26 protein-coding genes and 1 tRNA gene are annotated in these 24719 nt (G+C 39.9%); 19 read left to right on the plus strand and 8 right to left on the minus strand.

Translation table 11 applies throughout. From position 1 onward, the window contains the following. Positions 1-121 precede the first annotated feature (121 nt). Entirely contained in the window at positions 122-607 is a 486-nt protein-coding gene (locus H4075_RS09775) for a VOC family protein (RefSeq protein WP_182806330.1), read from the plus strand. 558 nt (positions 608-1165) lie between these two features. Here the strand turns inward: H4075_RS09775 and ispE are convergent. The 4 genes from ispE to H4075_RS09795 form a co-directional block, all read right to left on the minus strand. Continuing rightward, the gene (gene ispE / locus H4075_RS09780) at positions 1166-2032 is read right to left on the minus strand and encodes a 4-(cytidine 5'-diphospho)-2-C-methyl-D-erythritol kinase (RefSeq protein ID WP_182806331.1); all 867 of its coding nucleotides are present in this window, start codon (positions 2030-2032) and stop codon (positions 1166-1168) included. Between the two features lie 69 nt (positions 2033-2101). Then, positions 2102-2698, minus strand: coding sequence for a bifunctional nuclease family protein (locus H4075_RS09785; protein WP_182806332.1), 597 nt, complete (start codon positions 2696-2698; stop codon positions 2102-2104). A 151-nt stretch (positions 2699-2849) separates the two neighbouring features. Further along, positions 2850-3815 (minus strand): electron transfer flavoprotein subunit alpha/FixB family protein, encoded by a 966-nt coding sequence (locus tag H4075_RS09790; protein WP_182806333.1) that lies wholly within the window; start codon positions 3813-3815, stop codon positions 2850-2852. Between the two features lie 77 nt (positions 3816-3892). Then, on the minus strand, positions 3893-4636 hold the full coding sequence (locus tag H4075_RS09795; protein ID WP_182806334.1) for an electron transfer flavoprotein subunit beta/FixA family protein: 744 nt from the start codon (positions 4634-4636) through the stop codon (positions 3893-3895). Positions 4637-4742: 106 nt separating this feature from the next. Between H4075_RS09795 and H4075_RS09800 the strand changes: the two genes are divergently transcribed. The 4 genes from H4075_RS09800 to tilS all read left to right on the plus strand — a co-directional run bounded on the left by H4075_RS09800 (position 4743) and on the right by tilS (position 7210). Further along, positions 4743-5054 (plus strand): tetratricopeptide repeat protein, encoded by a 312-nt coding sequence (locus H4075_RS09800; protein ID WP_182806335.1) that lies wholly within the window; start codon positions 4743-4745, stop codon positions 5052-5054. A 155-nt stretch (positions 5055-5209) separates the two neighbouring features. Continuing rightward, positions 5210-5521 (plus strand): type II toxin-antitoxin system RelE/ParE family toxin, encoded by a 312-nt coding sequence (locus H4075_RS21810; RefSeq protein WP_182806336.1) that lies wholly within the window; start codon positions 5210-5212, stop codon positions 5519-5521. Next, positions 5521-5820, plus strand: coding sequence for a HigA family addiction module antitoxin (locus H4075_RS09810; protein WP_182806337.1), 300 nt, complete (start codon positions 5521-5523; stop codon positions 5818-5820). The genes H4075_RS21810 and H4075_RS09810 overlap by 1 nt, the downstream gene beginning before the upstream one ends. 7 nt (positions 5821-5827) lie before the next feature. Continuing rightward, positions 5828-7210 carry a tRNA lysidine(34) synthetase TilS gene (gene tilS / locus H4075_RS09815; RefSeq protein WP_182806338.1) on the plus strand — a complete coding sequence of 461 codons (1383 nt, stop codon included), beginning with the start codon at positions 5828-5830 and terminating at the stop codon, positions 7208-7210. 24 nt (positions 7211-7234) lie between these two features. On the opposite strand, the gene H4075_RS09820 is transcribed toward tilS, so the two are convergent. The 4 genes from H4075_RS09820 to H4075_RS09835 all read right to left on the minus strand — a co-directional run bounded on the left by H4075_RS09820 (position 7235) and on the right by H4075_RS09835 (position 10717). Beyond that, complete coding sequence (locus tag H4075_RS09820; protein WP_182806339.1) at positions 7235-7849, minus strand: rhomboid family intramembrane serine protease; 615 nt, start codon at positions 7847-7849, stop codon at positions 7235-7237. A 77-nt stretch (positions 7850-7926) separates the two neighbouring features. Continuing rightward, positions 7927-8400 carry a 23S rRNA (pseudouridine(1915)-N(3))-methyltransferase RlmH gene (locus H4075_RS09825; protein WP_182806340.1) on the minus strand — a complete coding sequence of 158 codons (474 nt, stop codon included), beginning with the start codon at positions 8398-8400 and terminating at the stop codon, positions 7927-7929. A gap of 138 nt (positions 8401-8538) precedes the next feature. After that, positions 8539-9444 (minus strand): hypothetical protein, encoded by a 906-nt coding sequence (locus tag H4075_RS09830; protein ID WP_182806341.1) that lies wholly within the window; start codon positions 9442-9444, stop codon positions 8539-8541. Positions 9445-9448: 4 nt separating this feature from the next. Next, a complete protein-coding gene (locus tag H4075_RS09835) occupies positions 9449-10717 on the minus strand; it encodes a CHASE2 domain-containing protein (protein WP_182806342.1) in 1269 nt (422 codons plus the stop codon). A gap of 72 nt (positions 10718-10789) precedes the next feature. On the opposite strand from H4075_RS09835, the gene H4075_RS09840 reads away from it, so the two are divergent. The 14 genes from H4075_RS09840 (at position 10790) to H4075_RS09905 (ending at position 24717) form a co-directional block, all read left to right on the plus strand. Further along, a complete protein-coding gene (locus H4075_RS09840; RefSeq protein ID WP_182806343.1) occupies positions 10790-14017 on the plus strand; it encodes a tetratricopeptide repeat protein in 3228 nt (1075 codons plus the stop codon). 102 nt (positions 14018-14119) lie between these two features. Next, the gene (locus H4075_RS09845; RefSeq protein ID WP_220494929.1) at positions 14120-15700 is read left to right on the plus strand and encodes an amidohydrolase family protein; all 1581 of its coding nucleotides are present in this window, start codon (positions 14120-14122) and stop codon (positions 15698-15700) included. Positions 15701-15764: 64 nt separating this feature from the next. Beyond that, positions 15765-16202 carry a Rossmann-fold NAD(P)-binding domain-containing protein gene (locus tag H4075_RS09850; protein WP_182806344.1) on the plus strand — a complete coding sequence of 146 codons (438 nt, stop codon included), beginning with the start codon at positions 15765-15767 and terminating at the stop codon, positions 16200-16202. Between the two features lie 110 nt (positions 16203-16312). After that, positions 16313-16990, plus strand: a complete 678-nt coding sequence (locus H4075_RS09855; protein ID WP_182806345.1) for an OmpA family protein — start codon at positions 16313-16315, stop codon at positions 16988-16990. A 44-nt stretch (positions 16991-17034) separates the two neighbouring features. Further along, complete coding sequence (locus tag H4075_RS09860; protein WP_182806346.1) at positions 17035-17703, plus strand: porin family protein; 669 nt, start codon at positions 17035-17037, stop codon at positions 17701-17703. 126 nt (positions 17704-17829) lie between these two features. Then, positions 17830-17903: transfer RNA gene (locus tag H4075_RS09865), tRNA-Arg, on the plus strand. Positions 17904-18062: 159 nt separating this feature from the next. Then, on the plus strand, positions 18063-18527 hold the full coding sequence (locus tag H4075_RS09870) for a hypothetical protein (protein WP_182806347.1): 465 nt from the start codon (positions 18063-18065) through the stop codon (positions 18525-18527). Continuing rightward, positions 18436-19308: a phage integrase SAM-like domain-containing protein gene (locus H4075_RS09875; protein WP_182806348.1), complete on the plus strand. Its 873-nt coding sequence runs from the start codon at positions 18436-18438 to the stop codon at positions 19306-19308. The genes H4075_RS09870 and H4075_RS09875 overlap by 92 nt, the downstream gene beginning before the upstream one ends. Further along, positions 19305-20258 (plus strand): hypothetical protein, encoded by a 954-nt coding sequence (locus H4075_RS09880; RefSeq protein ID WP_182806349.1) that lies wholly within the window; start codon positions 19305-19307, stop codon positions 20256-20258. Before H4075_RS09875 ends, H4075_RS09880 begins: the two co-directional genes overlap by 4 nt. A 69-nt stretch (positions 20259-20327) precedes the next feature. After that, on the plus strand, positions 20328-20549 hold the full coding sequence (locus tag H4075_RS09885) for a helix-turn-helix domain-containing protein (protein WP_182806350.1): 222 nt from the start codon (positions 20328-20330) through the stop codon (positions 20547-20549). A 26-nt stretch (positions 20550-20575) separates the two neighbouring features. After that, positions 20576-20995 carry a hypothetical protein gene (locus H4075_RS09890; protein ID WP_182806351.1) on the plus strand — a complete coding sequence of 140 codons (420 nt, stop codon included), beginning with the start codon at positions 20576-20578 and terminating at the stop codon, positions 20993-20995. Then, on the plus strand, positions 20979-21251 hold the full coding sequence (locus H4075_RS09895; protein WP_182806352.1) for a hypothetical protein: 273 nt from the start codon (positions 20979-20981) through the stop codon (positions 21249-21251). Before H4075_RS09890 ends, H4075_RS09895 begins: the two co-directional genes overlap by 17 nt. Positions 21252-22123: 872 nt before the next feature. After that, the gene (rmuC, locus tag H4075_RS09900) at positions 22124-23524 is read left to right on the plus strand and encodes a DNA recombination protein RmuC (RefSeq protein WP_182806353.1); all 1401 of its coding nucleotides are present in this window, start codon (positions 22124-22126) and stop codon (positions 23522-23524) included. Positions 23525-23880: 356 nt separating this feature from the next. Beyond that, positions 23881-24717 (plus strand): DNA adenine methylase, encoded by an 837-nt coding sequence (locus tag H4075_RS09905; RefSeq protein WP_220494931.1) that lies wholly within the window; start codon positions 23881-23883, stop codon positions 24715-24717. Positions 24718-24719: the final 2 nt, after the last annotated feature.

A 24719-nucleotide genomic window follows, 5' to 3' on the forward strand; every position in this document is an offset into this window, starting at 1 on the left:
CAGAAACAGTACTGCAGAACTTAGTGGTTAAGCAGATCAAGATTTTGCTGGAGAAAGGAATGTTGCTGTTTCATTGCCTTACAAAAATACTGGCTTACTTTCATAAAATAAAATCAGAGTTATGGGCTACACTGTTCCTGCACAAACACGCATCGGCCATGTGCATTTAAAAGTCTCCGATTTAGAACGTTCATTAGCTTTTTATCACGAACTGCTTGGTTTTGAAATTACGCAACGTTATGGTTCACAAGCCGTATTTATTTCAGCCGGTGGCTATCATCATCATATTGGGTTAAATACCTGGCACAGCAAAGGAGCAGGACCTGCACCTGTGAATGCGCCGGGTTTGTATCACACCGCTATTCTCTATCCCACACGAAAAGATCTGGCGTTGATATTGAAGCGTTTGCTGGAAGCAAAGTATCCGTTAACCGGTGCATCTGATCATGGCGTGAGTGAAGCGCTTTATTTAGATGATCCTGATGGAAATGGTGTTGAATTGTATTGGGATAAACCAAAAGAGCGATGGCCTTTGGATACAAATGGAAATTTAGTAATGGTAAGCGAGCGATTGGATTTGGAGGGGTTGTTGAGGGAGGTGGAGTGAGTTTTGTTATGGGTGAAGCCCGGACAGCTTTTGCAGACACTTTCGGCGATTGAAATATTAATCTAGTACTGCATTATGGAGGCTATGAAAGTTTTTATAATAGCGTGATTTGATTTTTAATTTTCGTCCTTCTATGGTTTGAATATGAAGAGTATAATACTCGTTGTATTTTCCAAAAATGTTGTGATGTTGAAAACGATAAAATGCAGTTTCCCTTTTTAAACGAATATCCTTAGACGAAGGGAGTGTATATGTTTTTCTTCGAAGTCCGAACCAGTCTATGACTTTTATTTTTCCATCGATGATGATAAACTTAGTAGTTGACCATGACAGAATGAACAATGGGAGTATTATGAAAAAAATCGAATAGAGTAAGCCTCTCAGAATAAAACTTAGGTTTCCTTTCTTTACCTCCTGAACATAGTCAACATCCCAAAAAATAACGAAGAAGCATGGGGCAATTATTAGGAACAAGATTAGATTGCAATAAAATAGTGTTTTGTCTGCTTTTGATATTGTTGTCATAGATAAATAAATAGCTACCAGAAAGCGAATAGGTTAAATCACTTTGTATAAATAAGCGTCTGAGAATTTCAGCTCAGGTTCTTTCTCAAATATCCCAAACACCGTACTTCCACTTCCCGTCATGCTTGCATACACAGCACCTGCATCATACAATTGTTGTTTGATGCGTACAATCTCCGGATGTGCTTTGCTTACCGGTTCTTCAAAATCATTGATGAGTTGGTCTTTCCAGGTTGAGATGGGTTGTTGAATGATCTGTTTGAGATCAGCTTTCTGCTCACTGTCTGGCCGCATTGAGCGGCCTGACAGATTCGCAAATGCCCAACCCGTATTAACATGTATACCCGGGTTTACAATGGCAAACTTGTAAGCCGATAAATCAAGATCAACTGTTTCTAACAGTTCACCTCTGCCAGTTGCAAAGCAAGGTTTGTTGATGATGAAGAACGGACAATCACTTCCCAATTGTAATGCATAATCGATCAAATGTTGAGTTGACAAACCGAGTTGAAATTTATCTTTCAATAACTTCAACGCAAACGCACCATCGGCACTGCCACCACCTAAACCTGCACCCATGGGAATGGCTTTGTGCAAATGCATCTGAACGGGTGGGAGAGCAGGATAATCTTTTTTAAGTAAGTGATAGGCTTTAATACAGAGATTGTTAGCTTCGTCGCCGGTGATGGGGAGGCCGGTTGATGAGAAAGAAATGGGAGTGGTGAGTGGTGAGCCGTAAGTGTCATCCATCGTCTGTCGTCCATCGTCTCTTCGTATTACCTCCAACGCATCTCTCAACTGCACCGGATAAAAGACTGTTTCCAGGTTGTGATAACCATCTTCCCGTTTGTTGAGAATATGTAATCCGAGATTGATTTTACAATTAGGGAAAACGATCATTCGGGAATGAAAAATGAGAAATGAAAAATATTAAATGAAAAAGTAAATGATGCTTTGCAGCATCATCAATTATTTCTTCCTGTTCGATAACTCATCACGGATAGCGATGGCCCTGATGTAATCTTCCTGCTCCAGAACATCATTGAGTAAGGTTTGTAATTCTTCGATGCTGAGTGATTTCAAATCTTCTTTTTCTTCGCCGCTGCTGCTAACCTGTGAACTGCTAACCGCTACCTCTTCTTTTTTCTTCTCTTCGTCTTCCATTAAAATACCTGCACTTTCAAGAATATTCTCGTAGGTATAAATGGGGCATCCGAAACGAACGGCCAATGCGAGTGCGTCGCTGGTACGGCTGTCGATCTCAACTGTATCATGGTCAGTTGAGCAAAGCAGTTTGGAGTAGAAGATACCTTCCTGCAGATCGTTGATCACTATTTCATGCAGCTCCACGTTAAACGCCATCATGAAATTCTTCATCAGGTCATGGGTAAGCGGGCGACTGGGTTGCATACGTTCAAGTGCCACAGCGATGGCCTGTGCTTCAAAACCGCCGATTACAATGGGTAACCGACGCAATCCGTTTACTTCACCTAACACCACAGCATAGCTATGTGTTTGGGTAATGCTGTGCGAGAGGGCAACTATTTCCAGTTCGATCTTTTTCATAACCTGTCGGCAAATTTAAGGGCTTTGAGTTGAATAAAACAGGAGAATAAATAGCTAAAAATATGATAGCCTTCAGCCGATAGTCGCCAGTAAATCACTAACAACATTCAGCCAAAGGCTATCAACTATAAACTATCGGCTACAGGCTGCTTTAAGCTACTCCTTTGAGCTTCTTCACTTCCTGTATCATTTTTGGTACTACATCAAAAGCATCGCCCACAATACCATAGTCGGCTGCTTTAAAGAATGGAGCTTCGGGATCTTTATTGATCACAACGATCACCCTGCTGCGGTTTACACCGGCAAGATGTTGAATAGAACCACTGATGCCGATTGCGATATAAAGATTTGGTGCAATGGCGCCTCCTGTTTGTCCCACATGTTCGTGGTGCGGACGCCAATGTGCATCAGCTACCGGACGGCTACATGCAGTAGCAGCACCAAGCAAGCCTGCCAATTCTTCGATCATGCCCCAGTTCTCAGGTCCTTTTAAACCACGGCCACCACTTACTACCAGTTCAGCTTCGCTCAATGGAACCTGACCGGTTACCTTATTGGTTGCCGTTACTTTCACTTTTGCTGCATCAACAGTTACGTTTGCCGCAACTACTTCCGCTGTTCCTTCACCTGCCTCAGTTTTAAATGAGTTAGGACTGATGGAAAGAATTTTTACCGGAGTGTTCACTGCAATATGCGCAAACGCCTTTCCGCTGAACACCCCTTTCTTTACAACAAAGCCATTGCCTGTATCGGGTAAGCCAACTGCACCAGCCACCAAACCTGCTTTTAAACGTGCACTCAGTCGTGGAGAAACAGCTTTACCTGTTACATTATGCGAAAGAACGATCACGGTTGCGCCTGCAGCAGTTGCCACATCGGCAATTGCTTTGGCATAAACCTGTGCATCCACATGATTCAATGTGTCATTCGCAACTTGATGAATTTTTGAAACGCCATATTTTCCTAAAGCAGCAACATCATCGGCCACGGTTCCTAACAAAACGCCTTCAGCATTTGTGCCGAGTTGTTTTGCTAATTGTGCACCATAGGTTAATGCTTCAAACGAAGATTTTTTTACATGACCTTCGGCAGAGTCTATGAATATTAAAACAGACATGAAATTTCAGATTTTAGATTTACGATTTTAGTTGTAACACAAGTGGCAATCTGCATTCTGCAATCGCCAATCTGCAATTAGATCACCTTGGCTTCTTCATGCAGCAATCTCACCAATTCTCCTACGTTTTCCGGGTCTACCAATTTTACACCGGCTTTTGCAGGAGGCAGTTCAAATGAAGCAACAGATGTTAATGCATCTACTGCAACCGGTTCCACTGCTTTCAACGGTTTGGTACGAGCACCCATAATGCCTTTCATATTCGGGATGCGTTGTTCGGCCATTCCTTTCTGGCAACTAACAACCACGGGCAGACTAACCTCGCAGGTTTCTTCGCCACCTTCAACTTCACGATCGATGGTTGCAACATTACCATTCAGATCAAACTTGGTTGCAAGTGATACATAAGGTTGATCAAGTAACTCGGCAACCATACCGCCAATTGAAGAGCCGTTGTAATCAATGGTTTCTTTTCCGGTGAAAACAAGATCGTAAGCTCCCTGTTTTGCCACTTCAGCAATTTGTGCAGCGATGTAAAAACTGTCGTGACTATCAGAGTTCACACGAATAGCTTCATCACCACCCAAAGCCAATGCTTTGCGGATGATGGGATCTGCATCTGCAGGTCCAACTGTTACAAGATGAATCACTACAGACGGATCTTTTTCCTTCAGTTCAATAGCACGCACCAATGCATACCATTCATCGTAGGGATTAATGATCCACTGTACACCATCCTGCGCAAACTTTGTGTTGTTATCGGTGAAAGCTATTTTTGCCGTGGTATCAGGCGTTTTACTGATACAAACTAAAATCTTCATGCAAGCAAATTTTGTATGAGGTTAAAAATAGTTGTTTATGCAACTATACAAAGATAAAGGTTTGTGCTTCACGGCAGCAATATTGTAGCAAAAAAAATTCACAGTTATGGAGAGAATTGAACAGTTGAAGAAATTTCTGGAAGCAAATCCCACCGATAGTTTTCTAAAGCATGCGTTGGCGCTGGAATATATTAAGCTGGGCGATGATGAAACAGCCAGGAAAGTATTTGAAGGATTACTGGCGGATGAGCCGGGTTATGTTGGTTCTTATTATCATCTCGGTAAATTATTTGAGCGGATTGGTGATAACGATAAAGCCATTGAATGGTACCAAAATGGAATGCAGGTAGCCAAAGAAAAAGGCGAGCAACATGCGTTTGGTGAGTTGAGAGGGGCTTGGGAGGAGTTGACGTTTTAATGTTTTTATTTACCGGCATTTGTGCCCTGAACTATCTTTTGTTGCGTCGCACACTTGTACTACTTTGCCTATATCATCTTTAAGTTTTTGTAAGAGGTTACTCCAACATTGGAAACAATATAAATAAATTCCCTAATTTTGGGAATATCTTAGAAATGGAGGTATATTTCAATAACACTAATCTGGAAAAACTTTACGTCGGTTTGCCCGTTGCGGGTAAGTTGAAATATAATAAAGAGATAATTGAGAAATTTAGAACGAAGGTGGATATTCTTAAGAACGTTGAGAATACGAACGAATTGAGAGAATTCAAAAGTTTGAACTTCGAAGCATTGAAAGGAAATAAGAAAGGATTGTATTCGATAAGGGTTGATTTGAAATATCGATTAGAGTTTAAAATTGAAAAGAATAAGATCAGTGTCAGTGAAATTGTTTTTATTGAGGATTTGTCAAATCATTATAGATAATGGGATCATATAAAGTCATAGGAAAATACGGAAAAGAACTTGTGTCTGATGTGTTATTACATCCTGGTTCTGTTTTGGGCGATGAACTTACTGCACGGGCAATTCCTCAAAAGGACTTTGCGGCGTTATTGGACATGCGTGCATCGCATTTGAACGAGTTAATCAAAGGCAAACGTCATATTTCGGCATTGCTTGCATTAAAGCTTGAGCAGCATCTCAAAATCAGCGCAGGCTTTTGGATGCGTTTACAGGTAGAGTATGATTTAAAAATGGCAAAAAAGCAACTGAAGGTTGCATAAGTTTTTCATGCAACTTCTTTCCCGTTTTCAACAATACATTCAACAACATCATCTTTTTCAAACAAAAGATCAACTACTGCTGGCCGTTAGCGGCGGCGTAGACAGTGTAGTGTTGGCAGACCTTTGTCATAAAGCAGGCAATCAATTCATCATTGCTCATTGCAATTTTCAATTGAGAGGAGAGGAGAGTGATGCAGATGAACTATTTGTTAGATCACTTGGTGAGAAATACAAGGTTGAAGTATTGGTGAAGAAATTTGATACAAAGGAATATGCAGCTACAAATAAATTATCGATCCAGGAAGCAGCAAGAGCATTACGGTATATGTGGTTTGAGGAATTGGTGAATGGTCAATGGTCAATGGTCAATGGTCAATCGCCAGGTGAAGCTCATCACTCATCACTCATCACTCATCTCCTCACTGCCCATCATGCTGATGATAATATCGAAACTCTGCTCATGAATTTCTTCCGTGGTACAGGGCTGCATGGACTCACCGGTATACCGGCTGCGAACGGACATATAAAACGACCTTTATTATCATTTACTAAACAGGAGTTGTTGGATTATGCAACAGCAGAAGGTCTGCAGTTCAGGGAAGATTCATCCAATCAATCGTCCAAATACACCCGTAACTTTTTCCGGAATGAAATTATTCCTGCCATTGAAAAGGTATATCCACAGGTAAAAACAAATCTCACGGACAACATCAATCGCTTTTTAGAAATTGAGCAGTTATACAAACTGTCTACACAAGCCATCATTAAAAAACTGTGCAGAATTAAAGGCAAAGAAATTCATATTCCTGTAAAACAATTACTACAGTACAATAACAAAGCATTGATCTATGAGATCATTCATCCTTATGGTTTTTCTGAAAAGCAGATCGATGAAGTACTGAAGTTAGCCGAGAGTGATTCAGGTAAGTATATCGACTCACCTGCTTTTCATTACCGCATCATCAAACACAGGCATTGGTTTATTATTTCTCCTGTGCAGTCTGCTGAATCTGTCACTCTCATCATCGAAGAAAACGATGAGAGAGTTCTGTTTGAAGATGGGCATTTGTTGTGCAGGAAAATCGATGCATCAAAAGTTGATCTGAACTCATCCAATACTATCGCATTGCTCGATGCAAAGGGAATCACCTTTCCTTTGTTACTGCGTAAATGGAAAACAGGTGATTATTTCTATCCACTTGGTATGAAGAAGAAAAAGAAAGTGGCCCGTTTTCTTATCGATGCAAAACTATCCAAACCACAAAAAGAAAAAGTGTGGGTATTGGAAAGTAACAGGAAGATCATTTGGGTGGTCGGTCACCGTATTGATGACCGGTTCAAACTGATTCCTTCAACAAAAGATGTGTTGCAGATCAGCTATACTGTTTAAATGAAACAGCTAGCCAAATTGCATTTAGAAGTTAGGATGCATCAACTGATCAATGAAGCGATTAATAATATCGGGCTCCATCAATAAAGTAAACACAACACCCCAGGCCGCTCCCCATAAATGTGCGCTGTGATTTACGTTATCGCCACCTTTGCGATCCATGTAAATGGAGTAACCAACATACAAAGCAGCAAAAATTATTGCAGGTACAGGCAGAAAGAAAACATAGATCGTTTGCCATGGTGCCAACAGAATAAACGAAAATAAAACAGCAGTAACTGCACCCGATGCACCAAGGCTACGATAGCTGTAATTGTTACGATGTTTGATGTAGGAAGGTATCTCCGACACGATGATGCCTGCAATATAGAAAAGCAGATAACCAGTCTTCCCGATTCTTGGGATGAACAGGTATTCTTCCACCAAACGGCCAAAGAAATATAAGGTGATCATGTTAAATGCAAGATGGGGAATATCGGCATGTATCAAACCTGAAGTAATAAAACGATAGAATTGTTTTTTCTCCTGTATCATCGGTGGCCAGAAGATAAGATCGTTGATGATCTTTTCACTGCTGAACGCTGTAAATGAGATGATACAAGTGATGATGATGATAATGACCGTAATTGTAAAATCCATGCTATCTATGTGTTTGTTTTCAAAACTAATGAGAAATGGGCAATTGTCAATTGTGAATAGGCAATGAGCAATCGTGCTTAACTATGATGATACTTTTCATTCCTGTTAATACTGCAAGCTCTGTACACCTGTTCAGCGAGGATCAGGCGCACTAACTGGTGTGGGAAAACAAGCTGCGATAAACTCCATTTGTAGTTTGCTCTTTTCATCACCGCTTCATCAATCCCATATGCACCACCAATCAGGAACACAAGATTCTTTACACTTTCATTTCCACGTTTCATGATAAACTCTGCCAAGCCTTCGCTGCTGATCTGTTTACCCCGTTCATCCAGCGCTACCAGGTAATCATCTTTCTGTAACATGCCAAGAATGGTTTCGCCTTCTTTCTTTTTCAAATCAGCTTCGCTCATTGCTCCCGAGTTTTTTGGCACAGGAATAATGGTCCACTCAACCGGGTAATAATTAGAGATGCGTTTTGTGAAATCTTCCACACCTGCTTTTACATAAGATTCATGTGCTTTGCCAATACTCCAGAAACGGATCTTCATGTGTTCACTTGAGAAGGGTGATTAAACTGTTGAGCGGTAAATTTCGGAAGAACAGAATTGATTGCTCCAATTTTCTTTACACAAAAGAAAACCGGCTGCATTACTGCAACCGGTTCATGAAAAATCAGGAAAATAATATTATTGTCCGATAGCATAATCCTTACGGAATGCTTCGAGTGTTTTCTTATATAATTCCAATTCAGGATTTAACTGAGCAGCTTTCTGATAGTAACCATATGCATCAGAATAAAAACGGGCAGACTCAAGTAAGAAACCGATCCTGAAGTTTTCTTCAGCAGGCGTTTCAGAACCCTTTTCTGCATTGCGTAATTGAGCTACTAATTTTTCGAATGAAGCTTTGTCCCAAACATAAATCACTTTACGTTTTTCAGGATCTTCATTCTTCACATTCACCTGCCAGTAGTATGGCGTTCCTTTTTTCAGCTTCGATGCGAAATCTGAAATAGGTACAGTTGTTTTCTTTACAACTTTTTGGAACATAGGTTTTGTTCCTTCATGGTCCTGGTAAATGTCGAATGTAAATTCATCGGCATCAGAATAGCATTTCCATGAAACAGGAAATTCGCCTGAATAATAATTAATGGTATCAAGCCTTGAGTCGATCCAGATGCTGATATTGGCACGGCTTACCGCACCCACATTGTTCATGTAGCTTTTGCGGTTTTTTTCCGGGCTTCCTTTTGGCGTAGTAAGCTGGTTCCAGATAAATTTCAGGTAGTTTGATGTAATGGAACTTTTGTTCGACATGCAAGAGTCTTTGAACTGTGCCATTGTATAAGTTCCGGGCTTTGTAATGGAAAACAAACTGCTTTCATTACAAATAATGCTGATCAGCGAGTTGGCACCAACGGTAAGTTTTGATTTGTCGTCGAGCAGTTTCCCGATCTGTGCTTTGGTGCCTTTGCTGTTCTCCAGAACAGAAACAGAACCTTTTACAGAGTAGATAAGAAATGAATTTGCTTTTTGCGCCTGGGTTGCAACACTGTAAAGAGTGAACAACAGGAGAATGTGGATGTGCTTCATGTTTTTAGTGTGATTTTGAATGAAAACTGGTTTGAAAACCAAATTTTGTATGGAGCCATACGGCAAGCGCTTCGTAGAAATAGATTATATCGATTGCCAAGATAATCACAATCAGCGATATTTTGGTATCAATTTTAATACTGAACCAGTCGAAACACATAATGCCGATGTAAACCGAAAGAATGGCAAAGAAAATCTGTGCAAGTTTTGCCACCAGGTGAAACCAGATATGTTCCTCAATATAATATCGCATGAAAAGGGCAACGTGCAGCCAGGCGATAAGAATCGTAATTACCCAGAAGATGCCCGATGGTATATCCCGGATATATTTCCCATCGAGGATCATCGAAATAATATTGGCATGGATAACGATACCGTTCATGTCGGGTGTCGACTTACCGGCAAACTGTTTATTAAGCGGTGTGAAATGTTTGTCTTCCACATTATACGGATCGGGATTGATGTAGCCCATCAACACGATCTTATCTTTAAACAGATCAGGTGAAACATTGTCTTCCAACAGATCGTTGCCATCGATCAGCATATACTGATCAATGTTGCGGCTGTAGTGTATTACCTCGTATTCACGTTTGCGGTTTTTTAATTTTATAAATGCCGCACTGTCTGCCTTTGCAATAAGTGCTGCGGTTAAACTTGTGTAAACCTCATTTTTGTATTTGCTCTTCTCAAACGGAGAAAAATTTCGGATCGTGCCGCCATCTTCACCAATTAAATTCACGTAGCCTCTGTTAGAAGTGAATATTCCAAAGTAGCCAATGTTTTCAGGTTCTGTCTTCTTCGTCCAATCGAGTTTAGAACCAATCACCAGGTTAGGTGTGCTGCCGATCATATGTCTCAGCAATGAATCACTTTGCGGTTCTCTGGGGCCATTAAATTCAACGTCAAGTCCAATAACTTTCGGATTTGCAATCCTGATTTTTTCGATCATTAACGCAAGACCCATTCTGTCGGCATTGCCGATATTCAGGATAACGATCCTGTTATCAATGGGTGTATTCGCATTTTTATTAAGTACTGAATAGGAGATATCATTGAAGTCAAGATCTTTCAGTGCCGTTTTAAATGGATTAAGGATACTTGTGTTTAACGGTAACAATGAAAACAATCCAATAACAATAAACACGGAAAAAGTGGACAGGATCGTGTCCCGCTTAAATAGATAACGCAGGTAAAAATGATAAAGCCATTGATAGGCTCTTTTAAAAAATGAAGATGATTTTTTGCCGGTTGGTGGTTTTTGGGGCGAGTGCATTTAGTTTGATACTTGTCTTCTTAAATCTGTTTACCTACTTTCGCCTTCGAATATATGCGAAATTGTAAAGCCTTGCTTTTTCTGTGCGCTGCATTTTTTACACTTCACACAGAAATATTATTAGCTCAGACCCCTGTCACTGCACCTGCAGGAGATACAAGTACCGCTCCTAAAACCGGACAGAGCTATGCTATGATACTGGGTATCTCCACCTATCAGCATATTCGTCCTTTATCATATGCCGACAGCGATGCAGGTTTATTTCGTGATTATTTACGATCAGCCGGTGCAGGAAGTATTCCTGACGACAGAATGTTGTTTTTGGTAAACGAACAGGCAACCTCAGCAAATTTTTGGGTAAAAGGAATGGCCTGGTTGCGTCAGAAAAATTTAAAGTCAGGCGATCGCTTATACATTTATTTAGCTGGTCACGGCGATGCCATTAACCAGGATGAATATTTCTTTCTCACCTACGACTGTAACCCGGCAGGCGACAAGAACAATTACATTGTAACAGGAAGTATACAGTTGTACAACCTGAAAAGTCGTATTGCAGAACTTAGCCGCAAGAATGTAGAGATCTATTTGATCATGGATGCTTGTCGCACAAACGAATTACCCGGTGGTACTGATGGACAACAGATCCTGAACTCAGCCATTTCTGAACGCAAAGCAGGTGAGGTGATCATGCTTGCCACCGGAGCAGGGCAGGAATCGATGGAAGATGCTACTATCGGTACCGGACATGGGCTTTTTACTTATTACCTTGTTGATGGTTTAAGTGGTTTGGCAGATGGATACGAAGGAAAAGATGGCATCATTACATTGGTTGAATTGCGTTCCTATGTATTATCGAAAGTGCCCGTGGTTGCAGAAAAGAAATATAAACGCAAACAAGAGCCATTTATTTGTTGTGATGATGCCGGCCGGAAATATGTAGCCAATGTTGACAGTGCTTATTTAATTCAATGGGAGAAAAGCAAGAATCTCAGTGGTATGACAGATGGCGATGGCATTAACGACATGGTTGTAAGTGCGAGGGGCAGAGGAGCAACACTTGCCGATACAAATATTATCAGGATCTACAGTCAATTTAGCCAATCGATCAAAAACAATAAACTCACCGGCGACAGTTCTGCTAATTTTTATTTTGATCAGTTGCAGAAATTTTTTCCCGATGATGTGTTGACGATTGATGCTAAACAAACACTTGCTGCCGAGTTCATCAATTTCGCACAACGCAAGATCAATTTATATTTAAGTGGAAAAGATGCAGCGGGTATTCAGCAAATAAGAACACAGCTGGATGATAATGACCGCAGCGAAGAAATTCAATCGGGCATTGAACGGCTTGAATATATTGCGGGACTCGATTTTGAAAAAGTGGCCATGATGATGAAGAAAGCCATTGATCTTGTTGAGCCTACTGAACAGGCGTTGATCACATCATTGAAAGGGAAATTATATTTCTTCCAGGCAAGAAGTTATTTTGATGGTAAGAATAATATCACCAACATGCAGGCTGCAAGAGATCTTATCTACCAGGCCTATGCATTGGATAGCAATGCTGCCTATGTGCTGCATACGATTGCATCATTACAGTTACAGTTGAAAAAGCCTGACAGTGCGGTTTACTACAGTTTAAAAGCGATCAGTAAAGCACCGAAGTGGCGCTATCCATATACAACCGCTGCATTTGCTTATACACAAATGAAGCGTTTTGATCTTGCCCGTACGTATTATGAAAAGGCCATTTCAGTTGATCCGAAGAATGCTGATGCTTATGTTGATCTTGGTTATTTTGAATTTCAACAGCGCAGGGTAGAGAAAGCAGAAAACTGGTACCGAAATGGATTGCAGCTCGATCCTTCAAACGTATCTGCACTCAATAACCTTGGCTGGTTAATGAAGGATAAAGGAAAGTATAAAGAAGCAATTGATTTCTTTAACCAAACTGTAAGCAAAGATTCTTCTTTTGTGTATGCTTACAACGGATTGGCCAGAGTGTATGGCGCCATGAAGCGTTACGATTCTGCACGTATCTTTTACCTGCGTAGTGTAAATTATTATCCTGACAAAGCTTACGTTTACGAGTTGCTCGGTAACTTCTTTAAAGAGATCAATCTTCCTGATTCGGCTTTACATTATTATCACAGTTCAATAAAACTCGATTCAAACTATACACAACCTTATCTTGATTTGGCAAGATTGCATGAGCAAGGCCGTCGTGCCGATTCTGCTGCTTTTTATCTGCAGAAGATCATCCGCATGAATCCAACATCAAAGAACGCATACATCAGTCTTGCTACGTTCTACCAGAATTCAAGAATGTTTGATTCTGCCAATGTGTATTTTAATAAAGCGATTGATGTGGATGCAGGTGATGCAGGAACTTATAATTCCATTGGTGTTTATTACTACAGGAAAAATCAAACAGATTCAGCCAGGAAATATTTTCTTACCGCACTTAAATTCGATACACTTAATTCATCGTTGTACAGCAACCTTGCAGCAGTGTATGAACGTACACGTCAATATGATTCCGCTTTGCTTTGTTTGAACAGGGCGCTTGCATTAAGTCCCGGCAATGCGCAGATCTATAACAGCATTGCATTGTTGTATAAAAAACAGGATAAGCCTGAACTTGCTCTTGAAAATTACAGGCAGGCTTATCAATTCAATAATGAAAACTTATCTGTGTTGATTGATATGGCTGATCTGTTCAGAGATATGAGTGAACCCGATTCTTCCATCAGGTATTTGCACGAAGCCATCAGGTTAAGGCCGGAGATCGCAGATCTGCACAACAGTGCAGGTGTGGTTTATCTCCGTTACAAACAATACGATTCAGCAAAAGTGTATTTATTAAGGGCAGTTGAACTGGATAAGTCATTATTCAGAGCTTATAATAACCTCGGCAACCTGTTTTATGTTCAGCAAAAATTTGATGAAGCTTTACCTTATTATGAATCAGCATTAAAGCTCGATTCAGTTTATGAAAATCCGCTTCTATTTAGTGGTTTGGTACACATTAATACCGGCCGATATGATAAGGCCGTTCCTTTCCTGGAACGTTTGGTGAAAGCAAATGCAAAAAATGGCGCAGGCCTCTATTATTTAGCTGTTTCATATGCTGCATTAAAGAATGATGCAAAAGCAATTTCAACACTGGAGAGTGCCTTAAAGCTGAAATACGGTGAAGGTGGGGAGGTGTGGAGCCAGAAAGAATTTGCCTTGATCCGTAACACGCCTGCATTTAAGGCGCTGATGACAAAGTATTTCCCCGGCGAAAAATTCTGATCATTTTAATGTACTGTATGCATCACTGTTTTATGTAAACGGTGATGCAAAACAACGTCTGTTATCTGAATAGTTGTAAATTTCAGCATAACTAAAATTGCTATGAGATTAATTACAACTGTGGTTGCATTCGTTTGCATGTTTTCAGCCGTTACCGCACAGGTAGCAAAAGCCCCCATTAAAAGTGAAGGCGATGGCCCCTACACACAACTCATCCTTCGTGGAGTAACTATGATCAATGGAACAGGTGCGCCGCCAATGGGTCCTGTTGATATTGTGATTGAGAAAAACAAAATTGTACAGATTGCTAATGTTGGTTACCCAGGTGTTGCCATTAACAATGAACGCCGGCCAAAATTGAAAGAAGGCGGCAAAGAAATGAATCTTGAAGGTCATTATGTATTGCCCGGCTTTATTGATATGCACGGACATATTGGTGGCACAGGACAAGGTGCAAATGCTGAATATGTATTCAAGCTGTGGATGGCACATGGCATCACTGCTGTTCGTGATCCTTCCTGTGGTAACGGTCTCGAGTGGGTGCTGGAAGAAAAAAAGTTAAGTGCTGCCAATAAAATTACAGCACCACGATTGTTTGCTTATACTGCTTTTGGACAGGGAAGTAAACAACCTATCTCCACACCTGAACAAGCCATTGCATGGGTGAGAGAAAATGCACAGAAGGGAGCAGATGGCATTAAATTTTTTGGAGCAGCTCCTGAAATTATGGATGCGGCCATCCGTGAAAATAAAAAACTCGGTTTACGCAGTTGTTGTCATCATGCACAAATGGATGTGGCACGATGGAACGTGGTGAACTCTGCAAAAGCAGGTATGACCTCAATGGAACATTGGTATGGTTTGCCCGAAGCGTTGTTTACACAGCAAACCATTCAGCAATATCCACTCAGTTATAATTACAGCAATGAACAACATCGTTTTGAAGAAGCAGGCAAGTTATGGAAACAGGCAGCTGCACCTTACAGCGATCATTGGAACAAAGTGATGAATGAATTACTGGCACTTGATTTTACACTCGATCCCACCTTTAATATTTACGATGCCAACCGTGACCTGCAACGTGCCAGAAGAGCGGAGTGGCACGAAGATTACACCTTGCCATCACTCTGGAAATTCTATGAACCAAGTCGAGTATCGCATGGCAGTTACTGGCATAGCTGGGGCACAGAGCAGGAAGTGCAATGGAAAGAAAATTACCGGTTGTGGATGACGTTTATCAATGAATATAAAAACCGTGGCGGACGTGTAACAACCGGTAGCGACAACGGTTTCATTTATCAAACCTATGGTTTTGGCTATATCCGTGAGTTGGAGTTGATGCGTGAGGCAGGGTTTCATCCATTAGAAGTCATACGTTCTGCAACATTATACGGTGCGCAGGCATTGGGTATGGAAAAAGAGATCGGCAGTATTGAAACAGGGAAGCTGGCCGATCTTGTTATCATTGATGTAAATCCATTAGAGAATCTTCAACTGTTATATGGCACAGGTGCAGTGCAACTGAATGCAGAAAATAAAGTGATACGTGCAGGCGGAGTTAAATTCACCATTAAAGATGGTATTGTGTATGATGCTAAGAAACTGCTGGCAGATGTAAAACAAATGGTGCTTGATGAAAAGAAAAAAACCGGCTGGCAATTGAAACAACCGGGCGTGGAATAATTTTTTTTGTTAACCCGAACCATCAACCGGTTTAAGTTGTATTATGATTTAAAATTATCTGTTTATGAACGTAAAATTCACCTTCGCATTTGCACTGTTGCTGTTTATTTCAGTAACAGGGTTTGCTCAGCTTCCGAAAATTTCCGGTGGCGGCAGTATCGGCAACCTTGTAACACAATTTACCAATGCCATTAAGCCAGCTTCTTTTCTCAGTTCGTGGACGGGTGCCAAAGGGAATTTCCTGAGCACAGCCGGCAAAGTAAAAGATGCTGTTGGTGTTGGAAAATCCATTGCATCATTAGCGGGTTTTATTAAGCCCGAACTGTTTAAACAGGGCTTCAATGTGCAGAACCTCATCAGCACAGCCAATACTGTAAAGACCATGACACAGGCAACCGGTTTGTTGAAAAACCTGGAAGGCGGGTTAAAGCCCGAAGCCTTTGTAAGCGGGTGGGCAGGTAAACGAAGCGGGTGGCTGAATGCACTCAACCTGATTAAATAAGTAATTCATACTTAATTACATAAGAGCCGCCGAAAGCGGCTCTTATTTTTTTAAAATGAGGTTGCTGGCACAATCTTTGGCAAAGGAGGGTAGAACAAATTTTTTTTTTTATGAGAATGACAAGTAAGGCCGTTTATTACATACTTGCACTGAGTATTGTACTGGCCGCATGTAAGGGAATGACAAAAACGCAAAAAGGTGCCATTATAGGTACAACAGGCGGAGCAGCAGTTGGTGCTGTTATTGGCCGGGCATCAGGTAACACTGCTTTAGGAACAATTATAGGCGCCGCAGTTGGCGGAACTGCCGGCGTGTTGATCGGCAAGAAAATGGATAAGCAAGCCGAAGAAATCAAGAAAGATGTTCCCAATGCAAAGGTGGAACGTGTTGGCGAGGGTATTGAAATTGAATTTGAAAGTAAAGTATTGTTTGATTACGATCAGGCAGGCTTGAAATCAGAAGCAAAAACAAGTTTGAATGAGTTTGTAAGCATCCTCAAAAAATATCCTGATACAAACATCGAGATACAGGGCCATACTGACAATAAAGGATCGGATGCCTACAATGATGGCTTATCGCAACGCAGAGCTAATTCAGTCATGATGTATCTGATTGACCGTGGTATTCCCAACTCACGTATGAACCCGAGAGCAATGGGTGAAAATCATCCGAAGTATTCAAACGATACAGAAGAAGGAAGAGCGCAAAACAGGAGAGTTGAATTTCTGATCACAGCGAATGAAAAAATGAAATCAGACGCCAAGAAAGAAGCCGGCAGCGGACAGTAAATAAATCAGTATAACCATTTATAAAAAATTAAACCAAGCATTAAATGAAAAAGATCTTTTTTTCTACAGCCCTGATTTTATCAGGTGCATTTATTACAGCATCAGCACAGTCAACAAAAACAACCGCTTCCGGTATCAGTTTCGGGATAAGAGCGGGTGTGAATCTGCAGAATATAAACGGAAAGGATTTTGACGGCGACAAACTGGAGAACAAACTGGTACCACGTTTCCAGGGAGGCGTGTTGGTGGATATTCCCTTAGCCGATCAGTTTTATATTCAACCCGGCGTATTGTTTTCAGGTAAAGGAGCAAAAGAAAAAGATACAGATATTAATGTTTCACTTTCTTACCTGGATATACCTGTTACATTTTTATTTAAACCGGCACTTGGCACCGGTCACATGTTGCTGGGTGTGGGGCCCTATGTAGGCTTTGCAATTGCAGGGAAGGTGACCGATGACAATGATAACAAAGCAACGATCAAATTTAAAAACAGCATTACGGCTTTAGAATCAATTACAGACCCTTACTTCCGTCGTATGGATGCAGGAGCTAACCTGCTGGTTGGTTATGAAATGAGCAATAAACTGAGTGTTCAGTTAAATGCACAATTGGGATTAGCGAAGATCAATCCTGAAATTGAAGGATCGAGCAATGATAAAACAGCACTGAGAAATACAGGTTTTGGTCTTTCTCTCGGCTACAGATTCTAAGCCATCTTTTGCTTTTATAAAATCAGTCCCCCGTTTACGGGGGATTTTTATTTTTCTGAAGAGAAGGAGATAAAGATTTCAAATTTCAAACGAACCGTCTTATATTTGCAGCCCGTTAAACGGAATGGCTGCGTAGCTCAACTGAATAGAGCATCTGACTACGGATCAGAAGGTTTTAGGTTTGAATCCTAACGCGGTCACAAATAATGCTTTAAATAGCTTCAAAACCCCTCACTTCAGGCTGAATGAGGGGTTTTTTAATGCCCCAACCTTCGCTTGAAGTCGGTTTTCGTAGGTTTTTGCTTCACTCATGTTTCACTGAAAATCGTTGTTTCACTAAAAATTTTTAAGACATGGTTATGCCTAATTTAATTTTTGAATTGGCCGTTCAAAAAAAACTACCAAATGGAACGGTGCCAATTATTGCCAGATTGATTTTTAGACGAAAGAAGGTTGAACGGACTATTGTTCGGGTAACAAACGAACAGGCCGCCTTATGGGATCCCCTGAAGAGGCGATTTAAACCCAGTGCAACGCCCTACCTTAACAGGATAATCTCCGACTATCAACAAAAGTTTGACAAGTTTCTATCTGACCATTATGGCGAAATAGGGAAACTAGAGTTGTCTGATATTGTCAAAGTTTTCGATGGTGATAAGGCGCAGGAGTCAGATGGACTCTTATTATTAAACTATCTGGATGATTATTATCAAAAAGTTCTTTTAAAACAATTTGAAGCAGGAAGCGGGACGCGGGACGCCTCGGAATTTCACAACGGCCTACAATATTCTAAAAGGATTCCTCGTGAAAGAAAAGCTTCTTAAAATAAAACTCACAGATTTTGACAGAACCGTTTTTGTAAAATTTCATGAGAGTATGACTGATCGAAATAGGTTACCTAAGCCAATGAAACCAAATTCAGCTGGGAGTGTCGTAAAAAAATTACGTCCAGCCTTCAACCGGGCAGTATTACTCAAATTGATTTCCGAGAATCCTACATACGGGACAAAGATTACCACGAAGAGCAAACAGAAACCTCGACTCGATATTAGTGAATTAAAACGTATATACGTGCTGGATTGTAGCGATAACTATAGCTTAAACCTTGCGAAAAATGTTTTTCTGCTGTGTTGTTTTACCGGGTTCTCAATTAAGGATGTTATGTCTCTTAAAAAATCTATGTTACTTAAAAGGGACGATGGCGAAGTGTTGATCAGGAAGCGAAGAGAAAAGTCGGACGAAGAAGTGTTGATATTCTTACATAAGTTTTCAAAATCTATTTTAAATGAATTTGCCGAATTGCCGGAAATGTGCAACGCAGATAACCTGGTGCCCAATAGGGTCGGCGAATATGTAAACCGGCAATTAAAAATCATTGGTGCGAAAGCGAATATACCTTTTAACCTGAGCACAAATATTGGCAGGCACAGCTTCCGCCAGTTAATACGGGAATCTGGCATAAGAGATATGGCGACGATTAAGAAAATGATGGGCCATGCTCCGCCGAGGGATATCGATAGTGTTTATGATTTTGTAACTTCAAAAGATTTGTTTGAAGCGAAATCGAAATTTGAAACTTTTTTAACTGAAAATATATTAGAATGAATATTTCTTATCAAGGCGAAAAGGATATTCTGGACAAGTTTGATCGTTACATATTTGAAGATCAAGTTGACCAGTATAAAAATATTTCTGAGGAGATAAAGTCGCAATTTATTCAGGAAGAGATTATAAATGGGCTCAAGAATAAAACCGAATTTCGAGAATTTATCGGCCCGTTTTATGAGTTCTACCAATTAAATTCATTAACCTTTTCTAATGAAGTTCGGGATGCATACGACGACTTGCTAAATGATTCTTATGCATACAAGTGGAATATTCCTATTAGCGATATTGCCAGCAAAATCGAAGACATAAATAATTCTGGGATTATCTATATCCCTATTAACATGGGAACGTTACTAAGTATGCATACAATTAATGTAAATATCGGGACTTACTTCAAAGAAGAATTTATTTCAATCATCGCAAATTCTGGAAGATTTGTGGATAGTAACCCTGAATCCTTACAAAAACTCATAGATGGTTTTGATTTCGATCATAATTTCGAAAACTATTTACGTCGGAGAGAATATTCTAAGAATAACAGTCTACAAGATAACCAGGAAAAAAGCCAATCAGATTTAGATGAAAAATTAAACCCGTTGTTCGATCTGGTAGATTACGAATTGGAAAACGGTAAAACTGAAGTGGCCGGGAAGAAAATTAAAAAGATTATAAGGAAGATTGCAAAAGGGAGGGTAGAAGACGAGTATTTGAAAATGTTATTCGAAAAGACTCTCTTGGCCCCAGGTTATGAGCAAGGTGAGAAATATTCAGCATTTTATCCTCTTCTATTGTTTCTGTTAAAGGATAAGATTGGATTAAAGTTTGACCTGTACACGGCAAGTGAGTTTGAACAACAGGTAGATAGACCTGAAAGAAAAAAAACGTTCTACAAAGGAAACTATAAGAAATATCAAAAGAGCAGAGTAGTGCGAATTCTAGGCTTGTAAAGTTTTCGTTGAGTTTTGCTTCTCATCGTTATATTTTGATCATGGACATTTGGAGTTAAAATATTAAACATGACAAAAACAACAGAAAACTCACAACTGACCGGTTCACTTTTGGCTGAGTGGATACCTCGTGCCGAAGTAATGCAGTTCCTCGGGTACAAAGCAACGCAGATGTATCACTTCCTAAAATCGGGTAAAGTGAAAACCGTTAAGGTCGGCAAGCGCATTTTTGTAAATCGAAAATCGCTAAATGATTTTATGGAGGCTCAGTCTTCTCAATCAGAGTATTGATTCATCAACTATTAAAATTTCAAAAAATGAATCAACCTCTTTATACTTATTTGGAGAACCGCAGGTGCCTGAACTGTGGTTCTCCAATTGCCGATCAAGTGCACAAAACAAAAAAGTTTTGTGCCAAAGAAACCTATTCAGACGGTACAACAAAAAACTGCAAGGATCAATATTGGTCAGAGCAGCGTCGGGAAGCGAAGTCAATTTTTAAAGCAATGGAAATCTATCACCAGAGCTGTTCTGAAAGTTTACATCAACTATATGGCCTGGATCTTCCGGAAATTACTATGGAACATCTAGAGCATATGGGAATTGACTTAGGTCGATCCGCTGTACATCGGGTTTTCGATAATGAGCACCGTTTCTTTTACTTTGGTTTTTTTATTTCTGTTAATACAATTACGCACAAAATTCAAATACACCCACACAATGAAAAACTTTTCTAATCGATCGTTTATCCGGTCAATTACTCCGCAAGATTCATCTTCACAAACATTCATACTGCTCGGTATTTCTGTAGCAGGATTATCAGTGGTAGCCATAGCCCTATTTTATAGGTATCGTCAACAAACCGAATTGTTGTATAGCCTCAGAAAACAAAACTTAATATTAACAGAGAAATTAGAAGCGTCAAAGTTGGCTGCAGCTATACCAGAAATCATCAGAAACGATGAGGAGCTTAGCCAGCAAACCGACAATTAAATTTACTTATAAAGCAATCTCAAAAGAAAAGGCAAATGGACACAAAACCATTTGCCTTTTCAATTAACATATAAGTTAATCAGTGTAGCAATTTGTGGTCACAAAAGGTTTAAAATTCCGGAAATTGTTTTTTCCATTGTCCAATCTTCCTCTTCAAAAAACTAAAGTAATGTGCGTCTAACAACTTTGTTGCGGCAATAAACGCCTCTGTTTCCATGTTAAATATGGCTTCGCCTAACTCATCATTCAAAAAATGACATTTTGATCTGCAGGGAGAATAAAAGCAATCAATGAGGTACTCTTTTCGATCCCTGTTGTAACAGGCGGTCAACCTTCTATTGGAATGATCGCTTCTTTTTGCAGGCTTAACTCGTGCCGGTGGAGTGGGAATAATATCATCAATTATACAATACATGCTGGTGGGGTGTGTGTTGGGGTGATTATTTTGCACCCTTTAAATTACATTATACTACAATTCATCCATGGTTTTTTCTCGTGATTTTATGTGGCTATTTGTGCTGTCATGTAAAATCATGTGATTTCACATGTTTATCAGTATCACGCAAAATCTCATGAAACCACGCTAAACTTTTGCGTGTTTTCATGCGAATTCAGGTAAATTCGGGTGTTTCACCTGTTTCTTATTCATAGCTTCTTATTTATATTGCAGAAATAACCCAGATAATCATTGAATCAAAACCCCGAACAACTTGCCCGTGATAACATCGATCAGCAACTCCGTGCTGTGGGCTGGGTTAATAGCGGTATTTATCGCTTTACGATATGTTAAATAGTTTAACACGACGCAATTTTCACTTTGCAAATAGGTTGCAATCTGCTCCGTTACATTTGTTATTCATTAAAACACTTTTATGACAGCATCTGTCCTGTACATTAGTTTCTCCCTTATTTCTTTAATCGTAGGCGCTTTAATTGGTTGGCTCATCAGCCAGACCAAATCCGGTAAATCTGTCGCCTTGTTAACAGAAAAAAGCAGGCAACTTGAAAGTGCATATAATGAATTAGTCCAATCCAATCAGAAACTGAGTGTTGAAAGGGAGGATTATTTTGGTCGCCTGCAGGCAATAAGCGGCAAAGTTGCTGTTCTTGAACTGGAACAAGCGAAGGCGCATCAACTGCAGCTGGATTATCAAGCCGCTTTAAATCAACTTGCTGCCATGAAGGAACAGTTGAATGCAGCTAATGAAAAGCTGGAAACCCAGAAGCAGGATGTAGAACAGTTGGGTGAGAAGTTTCGCTTTGAGTTTAAAAATTTAGCACAAGGGATTCTCGATGAGAAGACGCAAAAATTTACCGAGGCAAATGAGAAAAATATGAAGGCCATTCTGGATCCGCTGAAATCTGAAATTGTCGGATTCAAACAAAAAGTAGAAGAAACCTATGATAAAGAAAGTAAAGAACGTTTTACACTTGGTCGTGAAGTGCAGAAATTAGTAGAGAGTAGTCAATTGGTGAGCGAGCAGGCGCATAATTTATCAACTGCATTAAAGGGTAATAAAAAGTTGCAGGGTAATTGGGGAGAAATGATTCTTGAAACTATTCTTGAAAACAGTGGTTTGATCAAGGGGCTTCATTTCCAGGTACAGGATTTTATCAGAGATGCTGCAGGAATAATTATCAAAGATGAAAACGGCAAAGGACTGCAACCCGATGTGACGATTTATTACCCCGATGAACGTAAAGTGATTATTGATTCAAAGGTTTCGCTGATTGCTTATGAGGCTTCAATAAGTGCCGACCTTCCGGAAGATTCTGCGAAGCTGATGGAAGAACATATACGGGCAATAAAAGGTCATGTGGATGGACTAAGCAGGAAGAACTATCCGAAATATGCCAAAGCACTTGATTATGTATTGATGTTTGTTCCAATTGAGCCCGCATTTTTAGAAGCATTGAAAGCAGATCCGACGCTTTGGAAATATGCTTACGACAAAGGAATTATTTTAGTCAGTCCAACAAATCTGCTTGCCATTTTAAAGATCGTCGAAGAAATGTGGAAGGTGGATAAACAAACCAAAAATGCAGAAGCAATAGCCGAACAGGCGGGTGCCATTTATGAAAAATTTGTCGGCTTCCTATCCAATTTCAAATCAGTTGGCGATTCCTTAGGCGCAGCTCAACGAACCTATGAAGATGCATACAAGCAACTGTCAACAGGCAAAGGTAATTTTTCACGTCAGGTTGAACGACTGAAAGACATGGGTGCCAAAACAGTGAAACATATTCCAACTGATTTTTTGTTGGAGGAATAAGTTTAATGAAACTTATTCTATTGGATTTCGATTCAAATCCAATCAAAGTAATCACACAGTTATGCGTTAAAACAACACAGTAATTAGAATACTAGTGAATTCAAAGGAAGTTGTATTCGAATTCTTTAAATTGAACTGTTCATGAAATTACCCAAACCCGAACGCCACTGGCCTTCACAATTAACCAGTTCAATTTGCTTCCAACAGCTCAGCACTGCTTTACAGGTATGAAATTTAGATAGGACTTAAAAATCCAAGGGCTGAATGTATAGATAGCGAAATGTAAGGGTATATTTGGTGCTACATGGAAGTGTAAGTATAAAAATAAAGTATGTCACTCAAAAAATTATTTCAACGTGCAATTGAAGGTAAACTCTGACCCACAAATTGTGCCATTCTTAAAATGGCCTGGCGGCAAACGCTGGTTCGTAAACAACTATTGTAATTTATTACCTTCTAGTTATAACACATACATAGAACCCTTTCTTGGCAGTGGTGCGGTTTATTTTTATCTAAAGCCGAACAAGGCCATCCTCTCTGATTTAAATCCTGATGTCATTGCAGTATATGGCAGCATAAAAACCGATTTTAAATTCATCAAAAGGAGCCTTCAATACCATCAAAGGAAACACAATGAGGATTATTATTATCAGGTAAGAAAAAAGAAAACAATCAGCGAGTGCCAACAGGGTTCCAAAATGCTTTATTTGAATCGCACTTGTTTCAATGGAATTTATCGTGTTAATCAAAATGGTGAGTTTAACGTACCCATTGGCAGTAAACAAGCCGTCTTATTAGACACAGATAATTTTGAATCTATTTCAAAGCTTCTTCAATCAGCAGATATCTTTAAGTCAGATTTTGAAGTAGTTATAGACAAGGCAAAAAGCGGTGATTTTGTTTTTGCAGATCCTCCTTACACAGTGAGACATAATTTAAATGGCTTTATCAAATATAATGAACAGTTATTTTCATGGGAAGATCAAGAAAGATTAGCTGCAGCCTTGCTTAGAGCGAAAAATAGAGGCGTAAAAATCGTGCTAACGAATGCTAATCATTCTTCCATCAAAGAGTTGTATGAAGGACTTGGCTTCCATCTCCAGGTTGTTTCAAGATACTCCTCAATAGCTGCTAATGGAGCCAATCGTAAGCAATTTGAAGAACTTGTTATTTTATCACATCCAAATAAATGAAA

The organism is Lacibacter sediminis, from assembly GCF_014168535.1.
Classification (GTDB): Bacteria; Bacteroidota; Bacteroidia; order Chitinophagales; family Chitinophagaceae; genus Lacibacter; species Lacibacter sediminis.